This is a genomic window from Cytobacillus sp. IB215316 (assembly GCF_033963865.1).
Lineage (GTDB): Bacteria > Bacillota > Bacilli > Bacillales > SM2101 > Nanhaiella > Nanhaiella sioensis.
In genome coordinates this window covers 72439-91451 of sequence record NZ_JAXBMC010000006.1, presented here as the reverse complement: position 1 = coordinate 91451, position 19013 = coordinate 72439, and the positions used below count along the sequence as shown (strand labels likewise).

At 31.5% G+C, this 19013-nt stretch carries 16 protein-coding genes; 15 read left to right on the top strand and 1 reads right to left on the bottom strand.

Annotated features, from left to right (window positions below):
* Nucleotides 1-34 precede the first annotated feature (34 nt).
* The 15 genes from SLH48_RS11875 (at nt 35) to SLH48_RS11805 (ending at nt 17892) form a co-directional block, all read left to right on the top strand.
* On the top strand, nt 35-1258 hold the full coding sequence (locus tag SLH48_RS11875; protein WP_320258336.1) for an MFS transporter: 1224 nt from the start codon (nt 35-37) through the stop codon (nt 1256-1258).
* 936 nt (nt 1259-2194) lie between these two features.
* The gene (locus SLH48_RS11870; protein ID WP_320258335.1) at nt 2195-2434 is read left to right on the top strand and encodes a helix-turn-helix transcriptional regulator; all 240 of its coding nucleotides are present in this window, start codon (nt 2195-2197) and stop codon (nt 2432-2434) included.
* A gap of 158 nt (nt 2435-2592) precedes the next feature.
* Nucleotides 2593-3216 carry a hypothetical protein gene (locus SLH48_RS11865; RefSeq protein WP_320258334.1) on the top strand — a complete coding sequence of 208 codons (624 nt, stop codon included), beginning with the start codon at nt 2593-2595 and terminating at the stop codon, nt 3214-3216.
* A gap of 466 nt (nt 3217-3682) precedes the next feature.
* Nucleotides 3683-4978 (top strand): helix-turn-helix transcriptional regulator, encoded by a 1296-nt coding sequence (locus SLH48_RS11860; RefSeq protein WP_320258333.1) that lies wholly within the window; start codon nt 3683-3685, stop codon nt 4976-4978.
* Nucleotides 4979-5234: 256 nt separating this feature from the next.
* Nucleotides 5235-5381 (top strand): hypothetical protein, encoded by a 147-nt coding sequence (locus tag SLH48_RS11855; protein WP_320258332.1) that lies wholly within the window; start codon nt 5235-5237, stop codon nt 5379-5381.
* Nucleotides 5382-5936: 555 nt separating this feature from the next.
* Entirely contained in the window at nt 5937-6605 is a 669-nt protein-coding gene (hypB, locus tag SLH48_RS11850) for a hydrogenase nickel incorporation protein HypB (protein WP_320258331.1), read from the top strand.
* Between the two features lie 36 nt (nt 6606-6641).
* The gene (locus tag SLH48_RS11845) at nt 6642-9332 is read left to right on the top strand and encodes an FAD-dependent oxidoreductase (protein ID WP_320258330.1); all 2691 of its coding nucleotides are present in this window, start codon (nt 6642-6644) and stop codon (nt 9330-9332) included.
* Between the two features lie 381 nt (nt 9333-9713).
* Nucleotides 9714-10055 (top strand): hydrogenase maturation nickel metallochaperone HypA, encoded by a 342-nt coding sequence (locus SLH48_RS11840; RefSeq protein ID WP_320258329.1) that lies wholly within the window; start codon nt 9714-9716, stop codon nt 10053-10055.
* Nucleotides 10056-10314: 259 nt separating this feature from the next.
* Nucleotides 10315-11091, top strand: coding sequence for a class I SAM-dependent methyltransferase (locus SLH48_RS11835; RefSeq protein WP_320258328.1), 777 nt, complete (start codon nt 10315-10317; stop codon nt 11089-11091).
* Between the two features lie 313 nt (nt 11092-11404).
* On the top strand, nt 11405-11650 hold the full coding sequence (locus SLH48_RS11830; RefSeq protein WP_320258327.1) for a CD3324 family protein: 246 nt from the start codon (nt 11405-11407) through the stop codon (nt 11648-11650).
* Nucleotides 11651-12126: 476 nt separating this feature from the next.
* Nucleotides 12127-13215: a hypothetical protein gene (locus tag SLH48_RS11825; RefSeq protein ID WP_320258326.1), complete on the top strand. Its 1089-nt coding sequence runs from the start codon at nt 12127-12129 to the stop codon at nt 13213-13215.
* Between the two features lie 468 nt (nt 13216-13683).
* Nucleotides 13684-14484 (top strand): class I SAM-dependent methyltransferase, encoded by an 801-nt coding sequence (locus SLH48_RS11820; RefSeq protein ID WP_320258325.1) that lies wholly within the window; start codon nt 13684-13686, stop codon nt 14482-14484.
* A gap of 413 nt (nt 14485-14897) precedes the next feature.
* Complete coding sequence (locus SLH48_RS11815; RefSeq protein ID WP_413785416.1) at nt 14898-15413, top strand: nucleotidyltransferase family protein; 516 nt, start codon at nt 14898-14900, stop codon at nt 15411-15413.
* A 501-nt stretch (nt 15414-15914) separates the two neighbouring features.
* On the top strand, nt 15915-16547 hold the full coding sequence (locus SLH48_RS11810) for an HAD hydrolase-like protein (RefSeq protein ID WP_214480618.1): 633 nt from the start codon (nt 15915-15917) through the stop codon (nt 16545-16547).
* Nucleotides 16548-17388: 841 nt separating this feature from the next.
* Nucleotides 17389-17892 carry an NUDIX hydrolase gene (locus SLH48_RS11805; RefSeq protein ID WP_320258323.1) on the top strand — a complete coding sequence of 168 codons (504 nt, stop codon included), beginning with the start codon at nt 17389-17391 and terminating at the stop codon, nt 17890-17892.
* Between the two features lie 484 nt (nt 17893-18376).
* Here SLH48_RS11805 and SLH48_RS11800 read toward each other — a convergent pair whose 3' ends face one another.
* Nucleotides 18377-18943, bottom strand: coding sequence for a TetR/AcrR family transcriptional regulator (locus tag SLH48_RS11800; RefSeq protein ID WP_320258322.1), 567 nt, complete (start codon nt 18941-18943; stop codon nt 18377-18379).
* Nucleotides 18944-19013 lie beyond the last annotated feature (70 nt).

The window sequence follows — 19013 nt, the reverse complement described above, 5'->3', positions numbered from 1 at the left end:
ATACTAATAATATTCAATGAAAGGAGCATGTATAGTGTTTAATAATAGATCGTTTACCTTTTTGTTCTTATCTAGATTTTTCAGTGTATTTGCAGATGCGATGTTATTTGTTCTTTTACTTACTCAATTGAATAGCCTGAACGTAGGAAGTCTAGGGCTGTCAATTTTCTATGTTTCCTCAACATTACCTGCACTATTTTTCTCTTTGCCTGCTGGAGCTTTCGTAGAAAAGAGAACACTTCAAACGGTGATGGTTGTGACAAATGTTTTTAGAGTATTATTAATTATCGTACTATTTGTTACACAATTCTTTGTATTAAGCCCTATTATATTATACGTGTTTATTTTTATATTAGTAACTAACAATTTATTTTATATTCCTGCCAATTCAGCTTTACTTCCTAAAATTGTTAATGAGGAAAAGATAGCAACAGCTAATAGTTATATACAAATAACGATGATGTTGGCAAAACTAGGATCTTACGGAGTGGTAGGGTATTTAATAAATCAAAATGTGAATAAACTGTTAGTGCTTTGTGCTATAAGCGTATTATATCTAACATCAGCTTTATTTATCATGTTTATTAAACCTTACTACCGAAAACAGAATCAGGATACCATTAAGAATCAAAGAATTATGATTGATATTAAAGCAGGTATAGAGTATATAAGATCAAACCCAGCATATTATCGTTTATTTATGGTGTTTGGATTATCTTGGGTAGTAGGTTCTTCCATCGATATCTTTTTATTATCATATTTAACAAACATTCTAAACAAAGGGCCTGAAGATTTATATATTATCACTACATTTAGTTTAATAGGAATAACCATTGGATCTATGTTAGCCCCACATATATATAAAATAATAGAGAAGAAATATGTTATTTTTACTACCACGTTTTCATTTAGCATTATTATATTTATGTTTGCATTAAAATTTCCCTTACCTGTGTTATTAATCGGGTTATGTATAGGGGGGATAACCCAAGGCATATTTTTAATTACTATTAATACTTTTCTCCAAACAAATATAAGTAAGGGTTATTTAGCACGGGTGTATAGTTTTTATACTTTAATATACACTGGTTCTAGCTTACCAGGTTACTTACTGATTGGGTTTGTAATTGATTATATGGGAGTAATTATGACAGGAATTATTATTTCCTCGTACTTAATAGTTGTATCACTTATTACATTAATAATTTTACCTAAAGCAAATACTACTCAAGAGCAATATGAAGAAGTTAGAGTATAAATTAACAACTTGATTTTTTTACTTACAATAAAAAGCAAATTCATTCAACGAAAATAGGTATGCAAATAACTGTCAATGAAAGCAATACAAAGCTATTGTATACCTTATAAAGTGCAGTATGTTAAATAGGGAAAAGATACAAACTCTAATTTATTTACACCATTTTTAGGAACGTATATAGATCAGAATATTACTATTAAATAATTGATGATTTGACTGTGGTTAAAAGCAAACATTTGACTTATAAATCAGAATTTATTGGTTGTGACAAGTACTTTTTTAACAAAAAATGGATTGATATTATTGTGCAGCTAAATATACTTTAATTTGTTTCAAAAATCCAAATAATAAATGATATGTAATAAAGGAAGCCCCTCAATGGGGGGCTTCCTTTATTACATATTGTATCAGAAGAGGTTGCATATGGTAGGAAATCTGTGACTGTAAACTTGATGAAGAATTAGCAAAGGCGCTTTACAAATCTATTAAATAGTTGATACATTTCCTGTTTTTATTGTTATACCAGATTATCTTTCTTAAATTAAGTAGTGTTTACACTTGTTTTGACTGTTTCTATATATATAATCCGAACAAAGACTCATTGTGAAACTTCAAATTCTGTATACATTATTAATATTTGAAGTTTACGTAGGTAGATACAATTACGCAAAAAACTAGTTTTATTTCTAGTTATAATACATGTGATTTAATCACTGGTATTCAAGAAAACAGCATTCATATATAAGAAAGAGTATCATAATATAAAATTAAATATTCTCTATGATTTATACTGCTAATTTGTAAAAAAGATATATAAAATTATAAATTCTTTTCTTGTTTTTTTCGTTAATTTTACTTCTTATATTTAACCATTGAATGGATGTAAATTATTATTAACTAATAAAAAAAATCTATTAAATATAAGGGGGAATTTTGATGAAAAAAAGCTTAACTGAAAGAGAAAAAGAAGTTGCTATACTTATTTCAAGAGGAATGAAAGATGTTGAAATTGCTTATAGTCTATTTATTAGTAGAAGACGAGTAGGGGTAATTATTGCTTCAATCAAAGAAAAATGGGGAATTCGGTCACGGGTAGAAATTGGAATTGGGGTATATAAAAAGGGGTGGATGGAAAATATCCATTCGACATTAAGAGAAAATAAACAAATTAGTTAGTAGGCTTTAACATTATATAGGATATTGTGTGTAATTATTTCTTGCTCCATTATTTTAACGGATAGCAGAATAAAATAATAATATATTCATAGTAGAATCTAAACTAATTTAAATATTTATTGAAATAAAGTTAACGGTAATTGAAAGGTGGTAACAAATTGCTTAACTACTCAAGTTCAATAAAGGGAGCTCTTGATTCTTTATATGCAAACTCTTTATCAGCTGAACCTGTATTGAAACTATACGAACAATATGAAGGTTATATACCTTGTAAAATTTACAAACAAAATGTTACATTAAATCGATCAAAATTACCGCTTATTCATAAGAATAATTTAGGGCAGATTATTTATGAGGTTTGCCACAAATTAAATACAAGAATTGAGCCGTTGGTCTATATATTTGATTCTAATGTGGTAAAGGGGATTGAGAGAAAAGGGTGTTATTATTTTGACTTTGAAAACGATGGGTTTCTATATGCACATGACTTAAATAACTCTCATAACATAAATGAGTATATATCTCGTACTGAAGAGAATAAAATTGATTTGGCAATAGGACACACTTTGAATTTAAAATATATTCGTAGTGATGTAGAACAAAAAGTATCCTACCAACACCTTGAAAATTTGGTAAGAGAATTTGAATTGATGATAGAAATTCATGGGAATTTAACAATAGGAACGGTAACTAACATTAAGAATAATGACGTAATTATTTTAGAAAAAAATGGTGAGAGATATATACAACTACTTACGCAATGGATTGCAGCTAGTTCTTAATAAATGGGAAATTTTATGTATAAGTATTAAAAAAAGTGTCTTTTTCTGCTAATGTTTGTTAAATGCACATTGTTTTTTGAAGTGGCCACTAATAAAGAGTAAGTTAAGCTGTGGCCTTTTCTAGGTGTTCAATCGGAAGAGGTCTTTAATATATGCTTCTGCTCACTAGTTCTATAACATTTAGTAACTATGTTGCTATAGAGGATATTCTCCTCATCATTGTACTTATTCTCTTTGTCTCACTTTTGTAACATTTTAAATGTAAAATGTTCAACGAAATTTAATGATATGTTTACACTACTTGATTTCATAATAATAGAATAATAGCGTTATTCTGAGGTTGTTTTAATTTATAATCAATTAATAATAGTAGGATGATTATCATAGGGCATCATTTCTAAGATACTTGAAATAAATAGGTCTCGGATGGTAAAATATACATAATTTTACGTCAGAGGTGTTGAACTTGAAGGTAGGAGAGAGAATTAGGCAACTTAGAATACATAAAAGGCTAACTCAAAAAGAATTGGTAGAAAATATATGCTCTATTACTTATTTAAGTCGTATTGAAAATGGCGATATTAACCCATCAAGTGGTTTCTTAGAAAAAGTAGCTAGAAGACTAGGGATTTCAGAAAAAGATCTACTCATTGATGATTTATCAGAGAAAGGAAAAAAAATTACTGATATATTTAATTTATATAAAGAAAAACAATCATTGAGTGAGGAAAATCTATCTTTTTTAAGCATGAATTCGAAAGAAACATATCCAACATATATTCTTACTAAATTATTTAGTATTCTTATTCGATATTATACTTCAAATGGACAACTTGACAAGTCTAAAGAATTCTATCAATTATCTACCTTGAATATACCTAAAATCGTAGATCCAATATATAGTGAGGATTTTCAATATTACTTTGTTTCATGTGGCATCTTTTTTTATTCTTCCCAATTATATAATGAAGCAAATACATACTTTACTCAAGCAGAACAAATAATGACTCATGAAGAAAATCTTGAAAATGCAAGTCTCTATTACAATATAAGTTTAGTAAAGCAACGTGTTTTAGAAGATAAATCAATCTGTTTGTATTATTCCAAAAAAGCCCATGAGATATTAAATAATTTAGATGAACATAATTTAGTGACTAGAGTGTTAATTACTAGAGGAGTACAATACCATTTAATAAAAGATTTTAGCGAATCTCTAAGAACGCTAAATGAAGCTAATCAGTATATAGATCAAAACGGTGATAAAAAGCTTTATGGGATGATAAGGTATAACTTAGGTCGAGTTTATCAAGGAATGAAAAATTATGAAGAAGCGATAAAAAATTTTAATGAAAGTATTAAAATAAATAAAAATCTAGATTTTGAAGAAGAAAATATTTATTCTCTGCGTAGTTTATCAGAGATTTATCTGGAAAAAAAACAGTGGGATATTGCTCATTCTCTCTTGGAAGAATCACTTTTAATTGCTGAAGCTAAGCAATTAAATTATATGATGCTTGAGCTCAAATCCATAAAAGCAAGAAGTTCGCTCTTAAGAGGGGACGAATATACATATGAAAAGGAAATGCAGAAAATCATAGTAGCTGGAATAGAACAAAAACAAGGACCTTTAGTTAAACAACTAGCAAAAGAATTGGCACAGCATTATTATAATGTAAGATCTTATAAAAAATCCGCAGATTATTTTAAGATTGCTCTAGAAGAGGAAAAACAATTAGCATCGGAAATGTTAACGAAAGTATAAATTTAGTAATTAATGATTAAGACTGTGGATGAATTCAACAGTTATTTTTTATACCCCACATTTTATGCTGGAAGTCAAATTATTCAATAAAACTTTAAACCATTATTCCACGTTGCCACTTAGTTATAGTTTTTTTGTTTAATTCTACGTGAAAAATAATGTTTAATTTTAAAAAAAATAGGATAATTTTACTTATGTAATTTTACCTATTGTCCCGTGTATAGTTAAGTTAACAAAACGACAGGGGATGAAATAAATGAAAAAATTTACTAACAATATCTCAAAGAACTTACTAATGTTAGGACTATTAATCGGTTTACTGTTTAATAGTGTAGATAATATTAATAAAGAAACTGCTACTGAATCACAACCTGAACCATTTCCAACTAATCTTTCTTCATAGATTTTACTTAGAGGTTATAAAATATTTTAAATGAGCTACTATGACACTTTAGTACTTATATTTCCTCAAACATCTCATTGAATTAAATGGAAAGTATGTAAACTTGGGTAAGTTAGATATCTGATGTTCAAAAAAATAATAATGCTCTGTATTTGTTATTATGCAGATCAAATTTTACGAATGATAAAACAGGAAAATAACCTATAATAGAACAACTCTTAATCCAAATTTTTTATATTTAGAAAATTTGGATTTTTATGTATTTTTAAGGGTGTGTTAAGCTGATGATGACTTATAGTAATTTCATAAATAGTTTCTTCCCATAGTAAGCCTTCTTAAATTAAATAGATTTATTTAGAGATAACAAGATATTTTTTGACAAAACTGTGAATCGTGAACGTCATTGAAAATAAATAAAAAAGAACACAAAAAGTTCGAATTTCGTAAGATTATTAAGTGCTATACTGATTTTGAAGGTAATGTATTTGTTTTCCAATAGAGCATTTATGTTCATATCCACCTGGTCGTTAATGATCAAATAGAGGGGGAAATAGTATGGAAACTTATAAAATACTTGAGATTAAAGAAAGCGTTTTCAAAGATAATGATCAACAGGCAGCTTTGCTTAGAAGCGATTTAAAAAAAGACAAAACCTTTTTATTAAATTTAATGTCATCACCTGGTTCAGGTAAAACCACTACTGTTGTAAAAACAATTGAAGCTTTGCAGAATGAAATGAGCATTGGGGTGTTAGAAGCAGATATTGATTCAGATGTCGATGCTCATACTGTTGCACAAACAGGTACAAAAGTTATCCAATTGCACACAGGTGGAATGTGTCACCTTGATGCTGATATGACCAAACAAGGCTTATCAGGGTTAGGAACAGAAGGCATTGACTTCGTTATATTAGAAAATGTAGGTAATTTAGTATGTCCTGCTGAATTTGATACGGGTGCTTCAAAAAATGCCATGATTTTAAGTGTACCTGAAGGAGATGACAAACCTCTGAAATACCCTTTAATGTTTGAAGTTGCTGACGTCTTATTAATTAACAAAATGGATGCCATCGATATTTTTGATTTTGATGTAGAAGCAGTCAGAGAGCGTGTACATAAATTAAACCCAAAAATTAAAGTTATTCCGATCTCAGCTAAAACCGGTGAGGGAATAAGTGAGTGGGTAGAATGGATTCGCACTCAAATCAAAAGCTGGAACGAATAATACATTGAAGGAAAATATGATGGGGAGTTGAACTTTATGACTAAGGAAAAAGTTCTTGATCTCGCAAATAAGATAAGTCGAACAAAACGTGGCTCAAAACATGAAGTAAAGCCTGAGGATCCTGAATATCGAATTCTTGAGCCAGTTGTTACCGATGAGATGGCTGAAATCGCACTTAGCCTTGAGCTGAGACAACCAAAGACTAAGGAGGAAGTCGCTGCTATATTAGGAAAACAAGTAGAGGAAGTAGAAAAAATCTTGTTTCAGTTGGCGGATGATGGTGTTATAAGCTTTTTTTCTGAAGATGATATAGATTATTTTCAACTGGAATTGTGGGTTCCTGGTGTAATGGAATTCATGGTCGTCAACAAAGAAAATGTCAAAAAATATCCGCAGATAGCCGAATGTTTTGAAGAGTATTCAAGAAGTAAAGGTGAATTTTTGGCTGGAAATGTTCCCCCAGGTTTAGGAGTCATGAGGGTTATTCCGATAGAAAGTGCAATTGATGGTGAAACTAGAAGGGCTTCTTATGAAGAAGTTTCTATGTATCTCAATGATAATGATACCTTTTCAGTTTCTGATTGTGCTTGCCGAGCAGTCAGAGAAGCGATGGGAGAAGGTTGTGGCCACTTGAAGGAGGATATTTGTATTCAGTTGGGTGATGCTGCGGAATTCTACATTCGCACTGGAAGAGGTAGAGAGATAACTCGTGAAAAGGCTTTTGAAATTATTAAAAAGGCAGAAGATAACGGTCTTATGCATCAGATCGCAAATACAGAAGGTCCGGGAAAAACTCATGCTATTTGTAACTGTTGTGGATGCGCATGTCTAGCATTGCGTCATGCAAACCATTTTAATAATCCTGATATCGTTAGGTCAAATTATGTATCACAAGTAGATAAAGATAAATGTGTTGCATGTGGTGAATGCGTTGAAAACTGTCCATCAAATGCATTGAAGCTTGGTCAGAAAATTTGTGAACCTAGTATCGTGGAGAAAAGGGAGCTTCCATATAATACAGAGTGGGGCCCAGATAAATGGAACCCTAATTATCGGCTTAATCGAGAAGTTGTTGTTGATTCTGGGTCAAGCCCTTGTAAAGCAGATTGTCCAGCTCATATTGGTATTCAAGGTTATATTAAGCTAGCTTCACAAGGAAGGTATACCGAAGCTCTTGAGCTAATCAAGCAAGAAAATCCGTTTCCAGCAGTATGTGGGCGTGTCTGCCCGAGGTATTGTGAATCTGCTTGTACACGAGGTGACATTGATGACCCTATCGCGATAGATGATATTAAGAAATTTATCGCTGAACAAGATTTAAATAAGGATCGGCGCTATATCCCTGAAATAAAACATCAATACGATAAAAAAATTGCAGTCATAGGTGCAGGTCCTTCAGGTCTTTCCTGTGCTTATTATCTAGCAATTGAAGGTTATAAAGTAACAGTGTTTGAAAAACAACAAGCACTTGGTGGCATGCTAACTTTCGGAATTCCGTCTTTTAGGCTTGAAAAGAATGTTGTTCAAGCTGAAATTGATATTGTAAAGGACCTAGGTGTTAAGTTTATGACCGGCGTTGAAGTTGGAAAAGATGTAAGTTTGCAGGAGCTAAGAAATCAAGGTTTTAAAGCATTTTATTTAGCAATAGGTGCTCAAGCTGGTAGAAGGATCGGTATCGAAGGAGAAGATGCTGAAGGAGTGATGACAGGGGTAGATTTCCTACGCGAAGTTAATGCTAAGCAACAAATGAAATTAGCAGGAAGAGTAGCTGTCATTGGTGGTGGTAATGTTGCGATTGATGTTGCTCGTACAGCAGCACGTGTTGGTGCATCGCAAGTAGATATGTATTGTTTAGAGAAATGGGGAGAACTACCGGCAATGATGGAAGAAATTGACGAAGCCTTATTAGAAGGTATTCGTATCAACACATCATGGGGGCCTAAACGCATTCTTGTTGATCATGGACGTGTTACAGGTATAGAATTCAAAAAGTGTATTTCTGTTTTTGATGAAAACAACAAGTTTGATCCACAATTTGATGAAAATCAAACGAAAATCGTTGCTGTAAACAATATTTTAATTTCAGTAGGTCAGGCGATCGACTGGGGTCATTTGATTGCGGACAGCAATATACAACTACATCCAAACAAAACAATTAAAGCAGATCCTGTAACTTATCAGACAGGCGAAGAAGATGTATTTGCTGGTGGTGATGCATTAACAGGGCCTAAATTTGCCATCGATGCGATTGCTATGGGCAAAGAAGGTGCAATTTCCATTCACCGTTTTGTTCAGCCAGGTCAAAGCTTATTGCTTGGACGTACGAAGAGAGATTACCGTGCGTTTGATATAGACGGGCTTGACCTTAAAGGATACGATCATATACCGAGGCAAACAGTAGATCATGTTGATGTGGCCGAATCTAAAAAAACTTTCAAGGATCTTCGTTCAACATTTACTGAAGACCAGGTGAAAAAGGAAACAGAACGATGTCTAGGATGTGGCGCAACGGTTGTTGATGAGTTTCTATGTGTGGGATGTGGTTCCTGCGTCACCAAGTGTAAATTTGATGCAATTTCAATGGTACGAAAATATGATGCTACGAGTGTTGAATTGCATGAAATAAAACCGACAATAAAGAAATATATGGTGAAACGTAAAGTGAAAGTAGCAACAAATAAGGTACCTAAGACCCTAAAAGCTATTTTCTCGAAAGAAAACAGCTAGATTTCTATTAGCAAACTGTGTCGTTAATTAAAGGCTCTTTTCATTAACTTTACTATGTTGCTGTTTTCCCCAAACTAGCAGATAGTGGTGTCTTTTTATAGAAAAGATGCCAATATGACAACAGCTTGTGATATAGATGGAAGCGAGATATATCCAATGATAAAGAACGAGAAATTTGATAGCTATAATAATAGAATAGCTTTAGCACAATCGGTTTCAATCCCTGTTATTTTGCTTGTCTAGTGTTCGTTAATAAATCAGACGATGCATTTTCAAAAATGGTATTTAGTCGGTACCTTTTGGAGCGGGTACGGGCATGGTAGTTTAAGTTGGATTGTGGGTGTTTGCTCTTTTCTTACTTGAGGAGTAGGGGGAGTTAAGGTGCACGAGTTAAGTGTAGTTATTCATGTCATAAAATCTGTAGAAGATTTTGCTAAAACGAATGCATTAACAAAAATAGACACTTTAGTACTTCAAATTGGTGAGCTTTCCTCATTAATTCCTAAATATATTGAGGCGTGTTACCCAGCTGCGGTAGATGGTACAATTTTGCAGTCTACGAAATTAAAAATTGAGACCTTACCAGGTAATGCGATTTGCAAAAAGTGCAATATAGTTTTTAATTTAATAGAGAATAATAGTAAGTGCCCGAAATGCCACATTAAAGACTTTGAGATTTTATGCGGAAAAGAATTTATGATAAAAGAAATTATCGCTTGTTAGGCTAGGTGCTAATCAACGAGCTACTCAAAGCATACAACATCATGATATTTAACATAAAACTGCTAACTCTTATAGAGGATAGAACTTTAATTGAACACGTGTTTAATTGGTTCTACAAAAAAAATGATCAATGCAAAAACAGGCTAATTCTCAGTGATTAGCCTGTTTTTGACTTTCAAACTGTAACATTGTTATTGAATATATATAAATATATGCTAAATTTGTAAGTGAAAAAATGATCACATTAAAGGAGAATTGAATGGAGAAACATCTAACATCAAATAATTTTGAAGAGTATGAAGATGCCAACTTGTATGATATGGAAAACACATTTTTGAATGATATTCCTTTTCTGACCAAGTGGGCTTCTAAACAACAGGGTATGATAATAGATTTAGCTTGTGGGACAGGTAGAGCAACGATCCCCTTAGCGAAAAAAGGGTATAAACTAATTGGTGTGGATATTTATAAAAGTATGTTGGAACAAGCAAAAAATAAAGCAAATAATCAAAATCTACAGATAGAATGGGTAGAGCAAGATTGTACCCGGCTAAATTTAAGTGAAGTTGGTTCAATGGTTTACATGGTTGGAAATGGTTTTCAGCATTTTCTTACGAATGAAGCGCAAAATCACTTGTTAACTTCTGTTAACAGACATTTAGAACATGATGGGATTTTTATTTTTGATACAAGGTTCCCTAGTGTTGAAGAACTGTTGCAACCAAATACAGAAGAGTATTGGAGAACTTACACAAGAAATGATGGGAAAATTATTGATCTGTCAACGATTAGTACATATGACTCACTTAATCAACTTCAGCATTACACCACAATTAGAAAAGTTAAGAATGAACATGGAATCAAAATAGATGAAACAAGTACAAAAATAACTTTGCGATATGTATTTCCAAAAGAAATGGAACGCTTACTAAATGATAGTGGATTTGAGATTTTACATATATTTAAAGATTGGAATGAAACACCTATCACCAATGATAGCTATAGCATGATCTTTGTATGTAGGAAAGTAAAGTAATTTGCATATTTTGTTCCATACCCGTCAATCTACTGAATAATGAAAAATAACCTTTATGTTTATACAGACGCTTAGCTGTTTTAAAATAATAGGTAGGTTAGTTTAAAAAATATTAACTTAATGTCGTGAATAATGGAGGTATACCAGATGACGTTTAATAATATTAATTCAAGAAGTCTCAATAATAGGTTGACCAAGTGAGGTATAGCGACAAAGGAGAAAAAATATTTAATATACTTTTATAACCAATACATAAGATTAAGATTCATATAATTGTAACTCCTTAAATTTAAAATTCAAGGAGTGGGTTATAATGAAATATATTAACGCTAATCATGTCTTACCTGACCAACTAATACTAGAAATACAAAAATATGTTCAAGGACAAGTAGTTTATATACCTAACACTGAAGGAGTTCGTAAAAAATGGGGCGAAAATTCAGGGAATAGGGAATATTTAAACTGTAGAAATAAAAAAATCTGTGAAGAATTTAAAACTGGGAAAACTATTGACGACCTCGCAGAAAAATTTAGTCTTTCTGTGTATAGCATAAAATAGATAGTTTATTCAAAGAAGATAGAACACTGAATGGATTAATCCATCCAGTGTTTTTTTTATGTAATGGCTGTTTTCGCATTATTTTTTGCTTAACTTAATAGCTAAACATGAATATCGTTCATGTTTGGGGTATCTTTTTTTCCATAAAACACTGTAAAACATCATTTTTATCTTCTAGTTTAGGAGCTATTGAAACAAAGTTTAGTCTACTAGACGCTGCTTTCGCAAACTAAGCACGAAAAGAGCCTTTCTTTATGAAAATGATATTATTAGTTGTTAATCTGATTAAGTGTTATATCAAAATTAAAGATCAGAATGATCTAGTTTATTTCTGAATCTATCGAATTATTCTAATATTTAATCTTCTTTAAGTAATCTTTCATTTAATTTTTCTTTAAGTATAATTAAAATGGAAAATAATTATACTTAAAGATAATTTTGTAATAAAAGGTACTTTAAGTAGGGAGGGGTTTGTTATGAAAAAGTTCTTATCATTTATGCTCGTGTTAGTTTTAATCCTGCCTTCAACAGCTATATCTGCCAGTATAGAGGAATGGGATACTCCTATTGGTGGGATAAAAAACACGATTCAAAAAGGCATTGATTTAGGCATTGTTCCAGAAAGATTGCAGTCACAATATGCTAATTCTATAACAAGGGAAGAGTTTGCAGAGCTTCTAGTAAATGCTATATTTATAGAGTTACAAAATACAGACTATACTCTATTTTGGACGAAAGAGATGGTTCTAGATAAAGTAACAATAGATACTCCATTTTCTGATACAGATTTAGATCACGTTAAGCTTGCCTATATAATTGGAAGTGTAAACGGTATAACAGAAACAGCATTTTCTCCTAATAATCTAGTTACAAGAGACCAGGTTGTTGACATGTTAATGAATACATTTAGCATGGAAAATATTAAGGAAGATTTAACAGGAGCGATGAAGTACTCTGAAGCTGAAGGTTTAGAAGGTTATGTTAATCAGCTTGTGGACTCATCCTTAAGTTTTGTTTCAGGAAAACATGTATTTAAGGAAGCTAATGAATCTTCATTTCCTTTTAATGGGGTCATCGGAGAAGAAGATAACTCTAATAGCATTTCTAGAGAACAAGCTATTTTAATTGTAATGAAACTGATGGACCGTACGGACTATAAAACGTTACAGTTAAGGGGAGCTATTGACACGAACCCTATTTATGATGATTTAAATTATAGCATTGGCAAGGATTATGTTAATGTAACATATGTTGATAATAATTACAGTACTTCTGAAAAACTATTGGAGAAATATTGGACAACATTTAACATAACGAAAGATCTAAAATCAGGATATATTCATGAGAAAGCTTTGATGTTGTATCCATTCAAAGATGATTTGTTAATTGAAGAGTTTCCTTGGATATCCTCATTAATATTAACAGGAGAAAGCTCTAACATAGACTATGGACATATGTTGGTAGACACTTTCTCTAAAGGTCATTTACTAGAATTTACACTTCTTAGCAATCTAGAGCAAAACAATGAGAACGAGGGAACTAATAACCCTGTACATGTAAAGTAGAAAAGATTTAATTTCAACAAAAAAATGATAGACCTTTATTCATTATAAGGTCAAATAAATCAAGGTAAGTATGTATTACATCATGTAATATATACTTACCTGTTTTTAATTAAAAGCTCTTTTCAAAAACTATGGTATTTTTTTCACTTCTATTTGAGTAATTGGTAATTTTGATTATTAAAATCTATAGAGAAACAAGTTGCCCCGAACGTTAGTGGTTAGCTCTTATTGCGAATGGAACAATTAACGTGAAAACAGCCTAGTTTAAAGTTTCATTCATCCCAGGTGTAAATGATGGATGAGTTTTTATATGTCTTTGTGAGTTGATTTTTCAACCAAATGAGTAAAGTTCCCATTTGGTGTGCAGAATGCATAGGTTTGTTTGAATATGATACGTTCTCCCCCACATTACAACATAATTTGTTGAATGACTTGAGGGGGAAGTAAATAATTAAGGAGGAATGATTTATGACTGATTTCGGTGAAAACTTATTTAAAGGTACAGCTAAGTATTATTCAAGATTTAGACCTTTATATCCAGCTTCTTTAGTAAGGTATATAATTGATAGGTTTTCTCTCGACGGTAAAGGTCAAATGCTGGATTTAGGTTGTGGAACTGGGCAATTAACATGCAGATTCAGCGATTGGTTTGAAAGCTTAATTGGGATAGATACCGAGTCTGAAATGTTACAAGAAGCAATGCATCTTAGCAGGGAATGTAGGGTCGAGAATGTTGAATGGTTCCATGGAGATCTAGATTCATATAAACAAGTTCATAATAATAACAATTTTAGATTTGTAGCTATCGCAAAAGCATTTCATTGGATGGATAGACATAAAGTGCTTGATACTTTATATGAAATGGTTTCCTATGGAGGTGGTGTTGCCATCATAGACAACTATTCTCCAAATAAAGAACTATTACCGTGGCAAAAAAAAGTGAACGAAGTAGTTCAACATTGGTATGGAAATGAAAGAAGAGCAGGTAATACAACATATACTCACCCAACAATTAGTCATGAAGAAATTATTGCTAACTCAACATTCGACTTAGAATTATACAGCTTACCAGCCTATGAGCAATTATGGACAATAGAATCAATCATTGGTCACTTGTATTCAACTTCATATGGGACAAAACGGTTTTTAGGAGACAATGTTCCCTTATTTGAAAAACATTTGGCAAAAGAATTATATAAATTTAATAATGATGGTGTTTTTAAAGAACAAATACAACTTTCAATCAAGCTTGCTGTAAAGAATTATTAAATTAACTTTTTTAAATGGTTCTCTTATATAAACAAATACGATTTATGAAACATTTGGTTGATAAGTAGTTCAAACTATAAGGTTTTCTAAAAAATAGGAAGACTTAAATGCACTCATTTTGCTAATAAGTTAAAATTTTTGAAAAAATCTTGTAATATGAAAAGTATGAAAAGAAAGCGGGATATACGATTTATAGAGTGGGAATGTTTTCCCCACTCAGATTAGTTCATCTAAAATTTATGATCCATTCAATTAATTGATAATACGAACAAGATTTAGATACTTTCTGTACATCCACGATATTATTGATTTGTATTTATGTTACAATAAGAATGTATGTTCCTGTTGGGAGGGTCTTTGGTTTGTTAAGAAATAGAGGGGATATAATTAATCTAATCCAAAACGATACCGAAATGATGGAAATAATAGAAGCAGCAAGTATATTAAAGCTACCTGAATGGTGGATATGTGCAGGCTTTGTACGTTCAAAAATCTGGGATACATTGCACGGATTTACTGAAAGAACGAGTACACCAGATATTGATGTAATCTATTTTGATGATACACATATTGACGAAGCCTTTGAAAAGAAGCTAGAAGATAAATTAAGCAGTTTGTTACCTAATATCCCATGGTCAGTTAAGAATGAAGCAAGGATGCACATGGTAAATAATCTTCAACCCTACACATCTGCTGAAGATGCTATTTCAAAGTTTCCAGAGACGGCAACTGCTCTAGGAGTAAAGTTGGATAGAGAGAACAATTTAGTTCTTACTGCTCCTTATGGACTAGATGATGTTATCAATATGGAACTGAAGCCAACACCCTATTTTACTGAAACTAAAGAAAGGGCTGCGATATATGAGGAACGGATAACTAAAAAGAATTGGAAGGACATTTGGTATAAAATTAAAGTTCATCATATATAAAGCTCATTATTAACCCTACATTGGATATCTCTTTAATCTGTATCTGTTTTGTCTCAAACAAAGAAAAACTCTTAATGAATGGCTGTTGGTTAATAGATTATTGTTTTTTATGAATTGATAAATTCTCTAATATTGTTAATATTGAATATGGATAAGCTATTTTTTATTGGATGGAAGTCTAGTAGAAAGCTGAGCAAAATTATAATACGCTATATTTGTTTTTAGTAGTTACTAAAAAATAACAAACTAATTGCATGATTATTGTATGGAGTTAGCATCGTCGGATTAGTTGCGGTAAATATGCTACTTTTAAATGATCTCTTTTTTAGATTTTTTATTTTGCAGGTTTCTTAAAATTTATTACTGTCAAGGTTGTGCCACGGTAGTTAATTCTTTAAATCTGGTAACAAAGTTTATCAGAAGAGCCTACTTATCATAATTACTTGCAATAGATTATCTAGTTGAGATTCAGCAATAACAACTTCAGAAAGGAAGGTTACCTTGATTAAACATGTTATATTCGATTTTGATGGAACACTTGTCAAATCAAGAGATTTAGCAGTATCACTTTTCAATGAACTTTCAACAAAATATGGGTATCGAAAAATGAGCAAAGATGAGGTTGAGTACATGAGCACCTTATCCATAAAAGAAAGGTGTAAAATGTTAGGGGTATCATGGTATAAATTGCCTTTAATAGTTTATGATATGAAATCAAACTACAATACAAGAATAAATGAACTAATAGTGGTAGAAGGTATAAAACATCTTCTAATGAACCTAAAAGAACGGAAATATAAACTAGACATTATCTCCTCCAATAATGAAGAAAACATAAGAACATTTTTAAAAGCAAACAATATTGATGTATTTGATAACGTAATTTGCACAAGGTCATTATTTCAAAAAAACATAACAATAAAAAAACTCTTGAAGCGACTCGAGTTAAAGAACAGTGAAGTTTTATACATATGTGATGAAATTCGTGATATCCCTCCTTGTAAGGAAATAGGTGTTACATCTGTTGCTGTTACTTGGGGGTACGACGCAAGACAAAGCTTGGAAGTGGAAAGACCTGACTATATTATAAATAAACCTACTGAACTATTAACTATCCTTGATAAGGAAGCGTAGTTTGTTGTTCTTCATAGATAGACTTAAACCCGGGTTCAACTAAAATTCAGGGGGGATTTTTCTTCTCAATTACTACGTAACCTTTTCTAGTGAATTGCTTAATTAAATAAATTAGTAAGGGTCTATTGATCTGAGAGAAAAATAGCTTCGATAACCGGGTGAGGAACTCCACACATTCATCGAGAGCCTGTCCTTTTTCCCTCATTCAACAGAGGGGTGAGAGGATGAGAGGCTCAGTTATTTTTTTCGAAATATAGATAATAGTAACACAGTAAATAATTAAATAACTTTAATTACAAAGAAATCACTTATGAAGCAACGATACTTAGCTGTGAAATCTAAATTTGTTAGCTTTTCTAGTTATTTTACAAAAGTGGTGATTAATCTTCTTGTTTAGTTGTGATGGCAAGAAGATTGCTAAACTCCACATCCCCGTAGTTATCAATTGTCCTCTTTTTGTATTATGTTGTAGCTGCTTGCTTGTAAACCTTCCTCTATTAAAGCCATATAAATTAAACTGAATATTATCAGCATTAAATGTTTTATATGGTTCTTCATTTCTGTGAAGCTCATAAGCATCGATGAGAAATAGCTTAAGTAATTTGGAAATAATTACATTATATAGAATAAATTTATGCTAAGCTTATTAAAAGGGGATTTTTGTAAACTTTGCTGCTATTATTACAAATAACAAGAAGCTTAAAGTGATTTTGTGATTTTTTTAGAAGACAATATGCTACAAAACTCAAGTTGTATAATTCTTAGTACGAAAAATAACAAATAATGTGAAAACAGCATGTTAATAAGGAAACTCAATATGTTGCTATTGAAAGGATAATATATGAGCAACCATATTTTTGTAAATTGGGATGGACATCACGTAAAACTTTCATGGTTACCAATGGCACATATACAAGACGTTAAACAAATTACAAGCGCACATGGTTATTGTTTTAGTCAAGGTAAAATTCTGTTAGTGGATGTAAAAGGTAGAGGATTTAATATACCAGGTGGACATGTTGAGGATGGAGAATCACCTGAGGAAGCGTTTCATAGAGAAGCATTTGAGGAAGGTTATGTCAAAGGTAAGGTAGAGTATATTGGAGCAATTGAAGTAAGTCACGAACATAATCCACTCTTTAAGCATGGTGGGAAGTATCCTCTTGTTGGCTATCAAATATTTTATCGAATGGAAATAGAAGAGTGTTTTCCTTTCCAAAGAGAGAATGAAACTTCCTCACGTATTTGGGTAGAACCAGAGGAAATACCATATGTAATGAATGACCATGAACTTTCTTTACAAGTATTAAATGAGGCATTAAATAGTAAAAAAAGTGTTATGTAGAGGATTTTTTTAATACTTAGTTGTGATTGTTATCTTTGCATGAACAGTTGTTTTTTAGAGATTATTTAAGAAGTAACGAAAAAATGAGAAGTGAGTATGAATAGCTTAAAAAACGCTTAGTAAATAAAAATAAAGATAAATATGCAGAAAAACAAACTAATTTTGTAAAGTCTATACTTGAGAATCAATTACTCAGTTAATTAAGGTTAAAAAGAAATGCGTTTAAGGAATGTTGACGAAAATCATATTATTATTGGTTACAGGAGTAGTTTGATTTGATATTGGTGAAAAACTATTGAAAAGAAACTTACGACTACTAATAGTGCTGAAGAAGAGTGAACCTATGAAGTTTTAGCCTTTTTATTAGCAATTGGGTTAAGGGTCTCGTATGTTTTAAATTATACTAAAGATAACTATGCAGGTGAAATAAAACCAGTGTTGATGTGGATAAGGATAATCAACGCTGGTTTTATTGTAACGCTTTTTAAAGATTTGTTAATAAATGGTCCACCATAGAATCATATTGTGCAAAATTTCCAGAAGTCCTTACTAACAGGGGAGCACCTTGTGCAACCGCTAAGAATAGGCGTGCTTGATCTCGTAAATCCTCAGCTTGAATAGGATTTTCAGTTGCTTTTTTTTCAGCTAACACATTTTCAAGCCATTTTGCATTATCAACAAAAAATTGATTAATATTACCACGTATTTCCTCTGGGAAGGAGGAAATTTCTGCTGCCATCATCGTACATAAACAAATTTTTGAGTTATTGTCTAGAGTATTACGATACAGTTGGAAAAAAGCCTTAAGTTTTTTTACAGGGTCATTAAACTGTTGATCTATTTGGAAAAGATCATTAAGAAAATCCTTGTGATATTGCTGTAGAACTGCTTGGACCAATTCTTTTTTTGATGGAAAATAGTAATGAATACTTGCCTTTTTTATACCGACCTGCTCAGCGATATCAGCATAGCTAAAGCCGTTATAACCGTTTTTCTGAATAAGATGCTGACCGACATCTAAAATTTTTTGTAATGTAGTTTTATTATCCATATAAATAATCTACTATCAAGTAGATAAGTAGTCAAATGACAAGCCCTATTTATGGATACCTCATGAGCAT

Excerpts from the sequence above, each read along its gene's own strand:
- SLH48_RS11870 (WP_320258335.1), top strand. The coding sequence starts at position 2,195 with ATGAAAAAAAGCTTAACTGAAAGAGAAAAAGAAGTTGCTATACTTATT.
- SLH48_RS11855 (WP_320258332.1), top strand. The coding sequence starts at position 5,235 with ATGAAAAAATTTACTAACAATATCTCAAAGAACTTACTAATGTTAGGA.
- hypB (WP_320258331.1), top strand. The coding sequence starts at position 5,937 with ATGGAAACTTATAAAATACTTGAGATTAAAGAAAGCGTTTTCAAAGAT.
- SLH48_RS11845 (WP_320258330.1), top strand. The coding sequence starts at position 6,642 with ATGACTAAGGAAAAAGTTCTTGATCTCGCAAATAAGATAAGTCGAACA.
- SLH48_RS11835 (WP_320258328.1), top strand. The coding sequence starts at position 10,315 with ATGGAGAAACATCTAACATCAAATAATTTTGAAGAGTATGAAGATGCC.
- SLH48_RS11830 (WP_320258327.1), top strand. The coding sequence starts at position 11,405 with ATGAAATATATTAACGCTAATCATGTCTTACCTGACCAACTAATACTA.
- SLH48_RS11825 (WP_320258326.1), top strand. The coding sequence starts at position 12,127 with ATGAAAAAGTTCTTATCATTTATGCTCGTGTTAGTTTTAATCCTGCCT.
- SLH48_RS11820 (WP_320258325.1), top strand. The coding sequence starts at position 13,684 with ATGACTGATTTCGGTGAAAACTTATTTAAAGGTACAGCTAAGTATTAT.
- SLH48_RS11815 (WP_413785416.1), top strand. The coding sequence starts at position 14,898 with ATGATGGAAATAATAGAAGCAGCAAGTATATTAAAGCTACCTGAATGG.
- SLH48_RS11805 (WP_320258323.1), top strand. The coding sequence starts at position 17,389 with ATGAGCAACCATATTTTTGTAAATTGGGATGGACATCACGTAAAACTT.
- SLH48_RS11800 (WP_320258322.1), bottom strand. The coding sequence starts at position 18,943 with ATGGATAATAAAACTACATTACAAAAAATTTTAGATGTCGGTCAGCAT.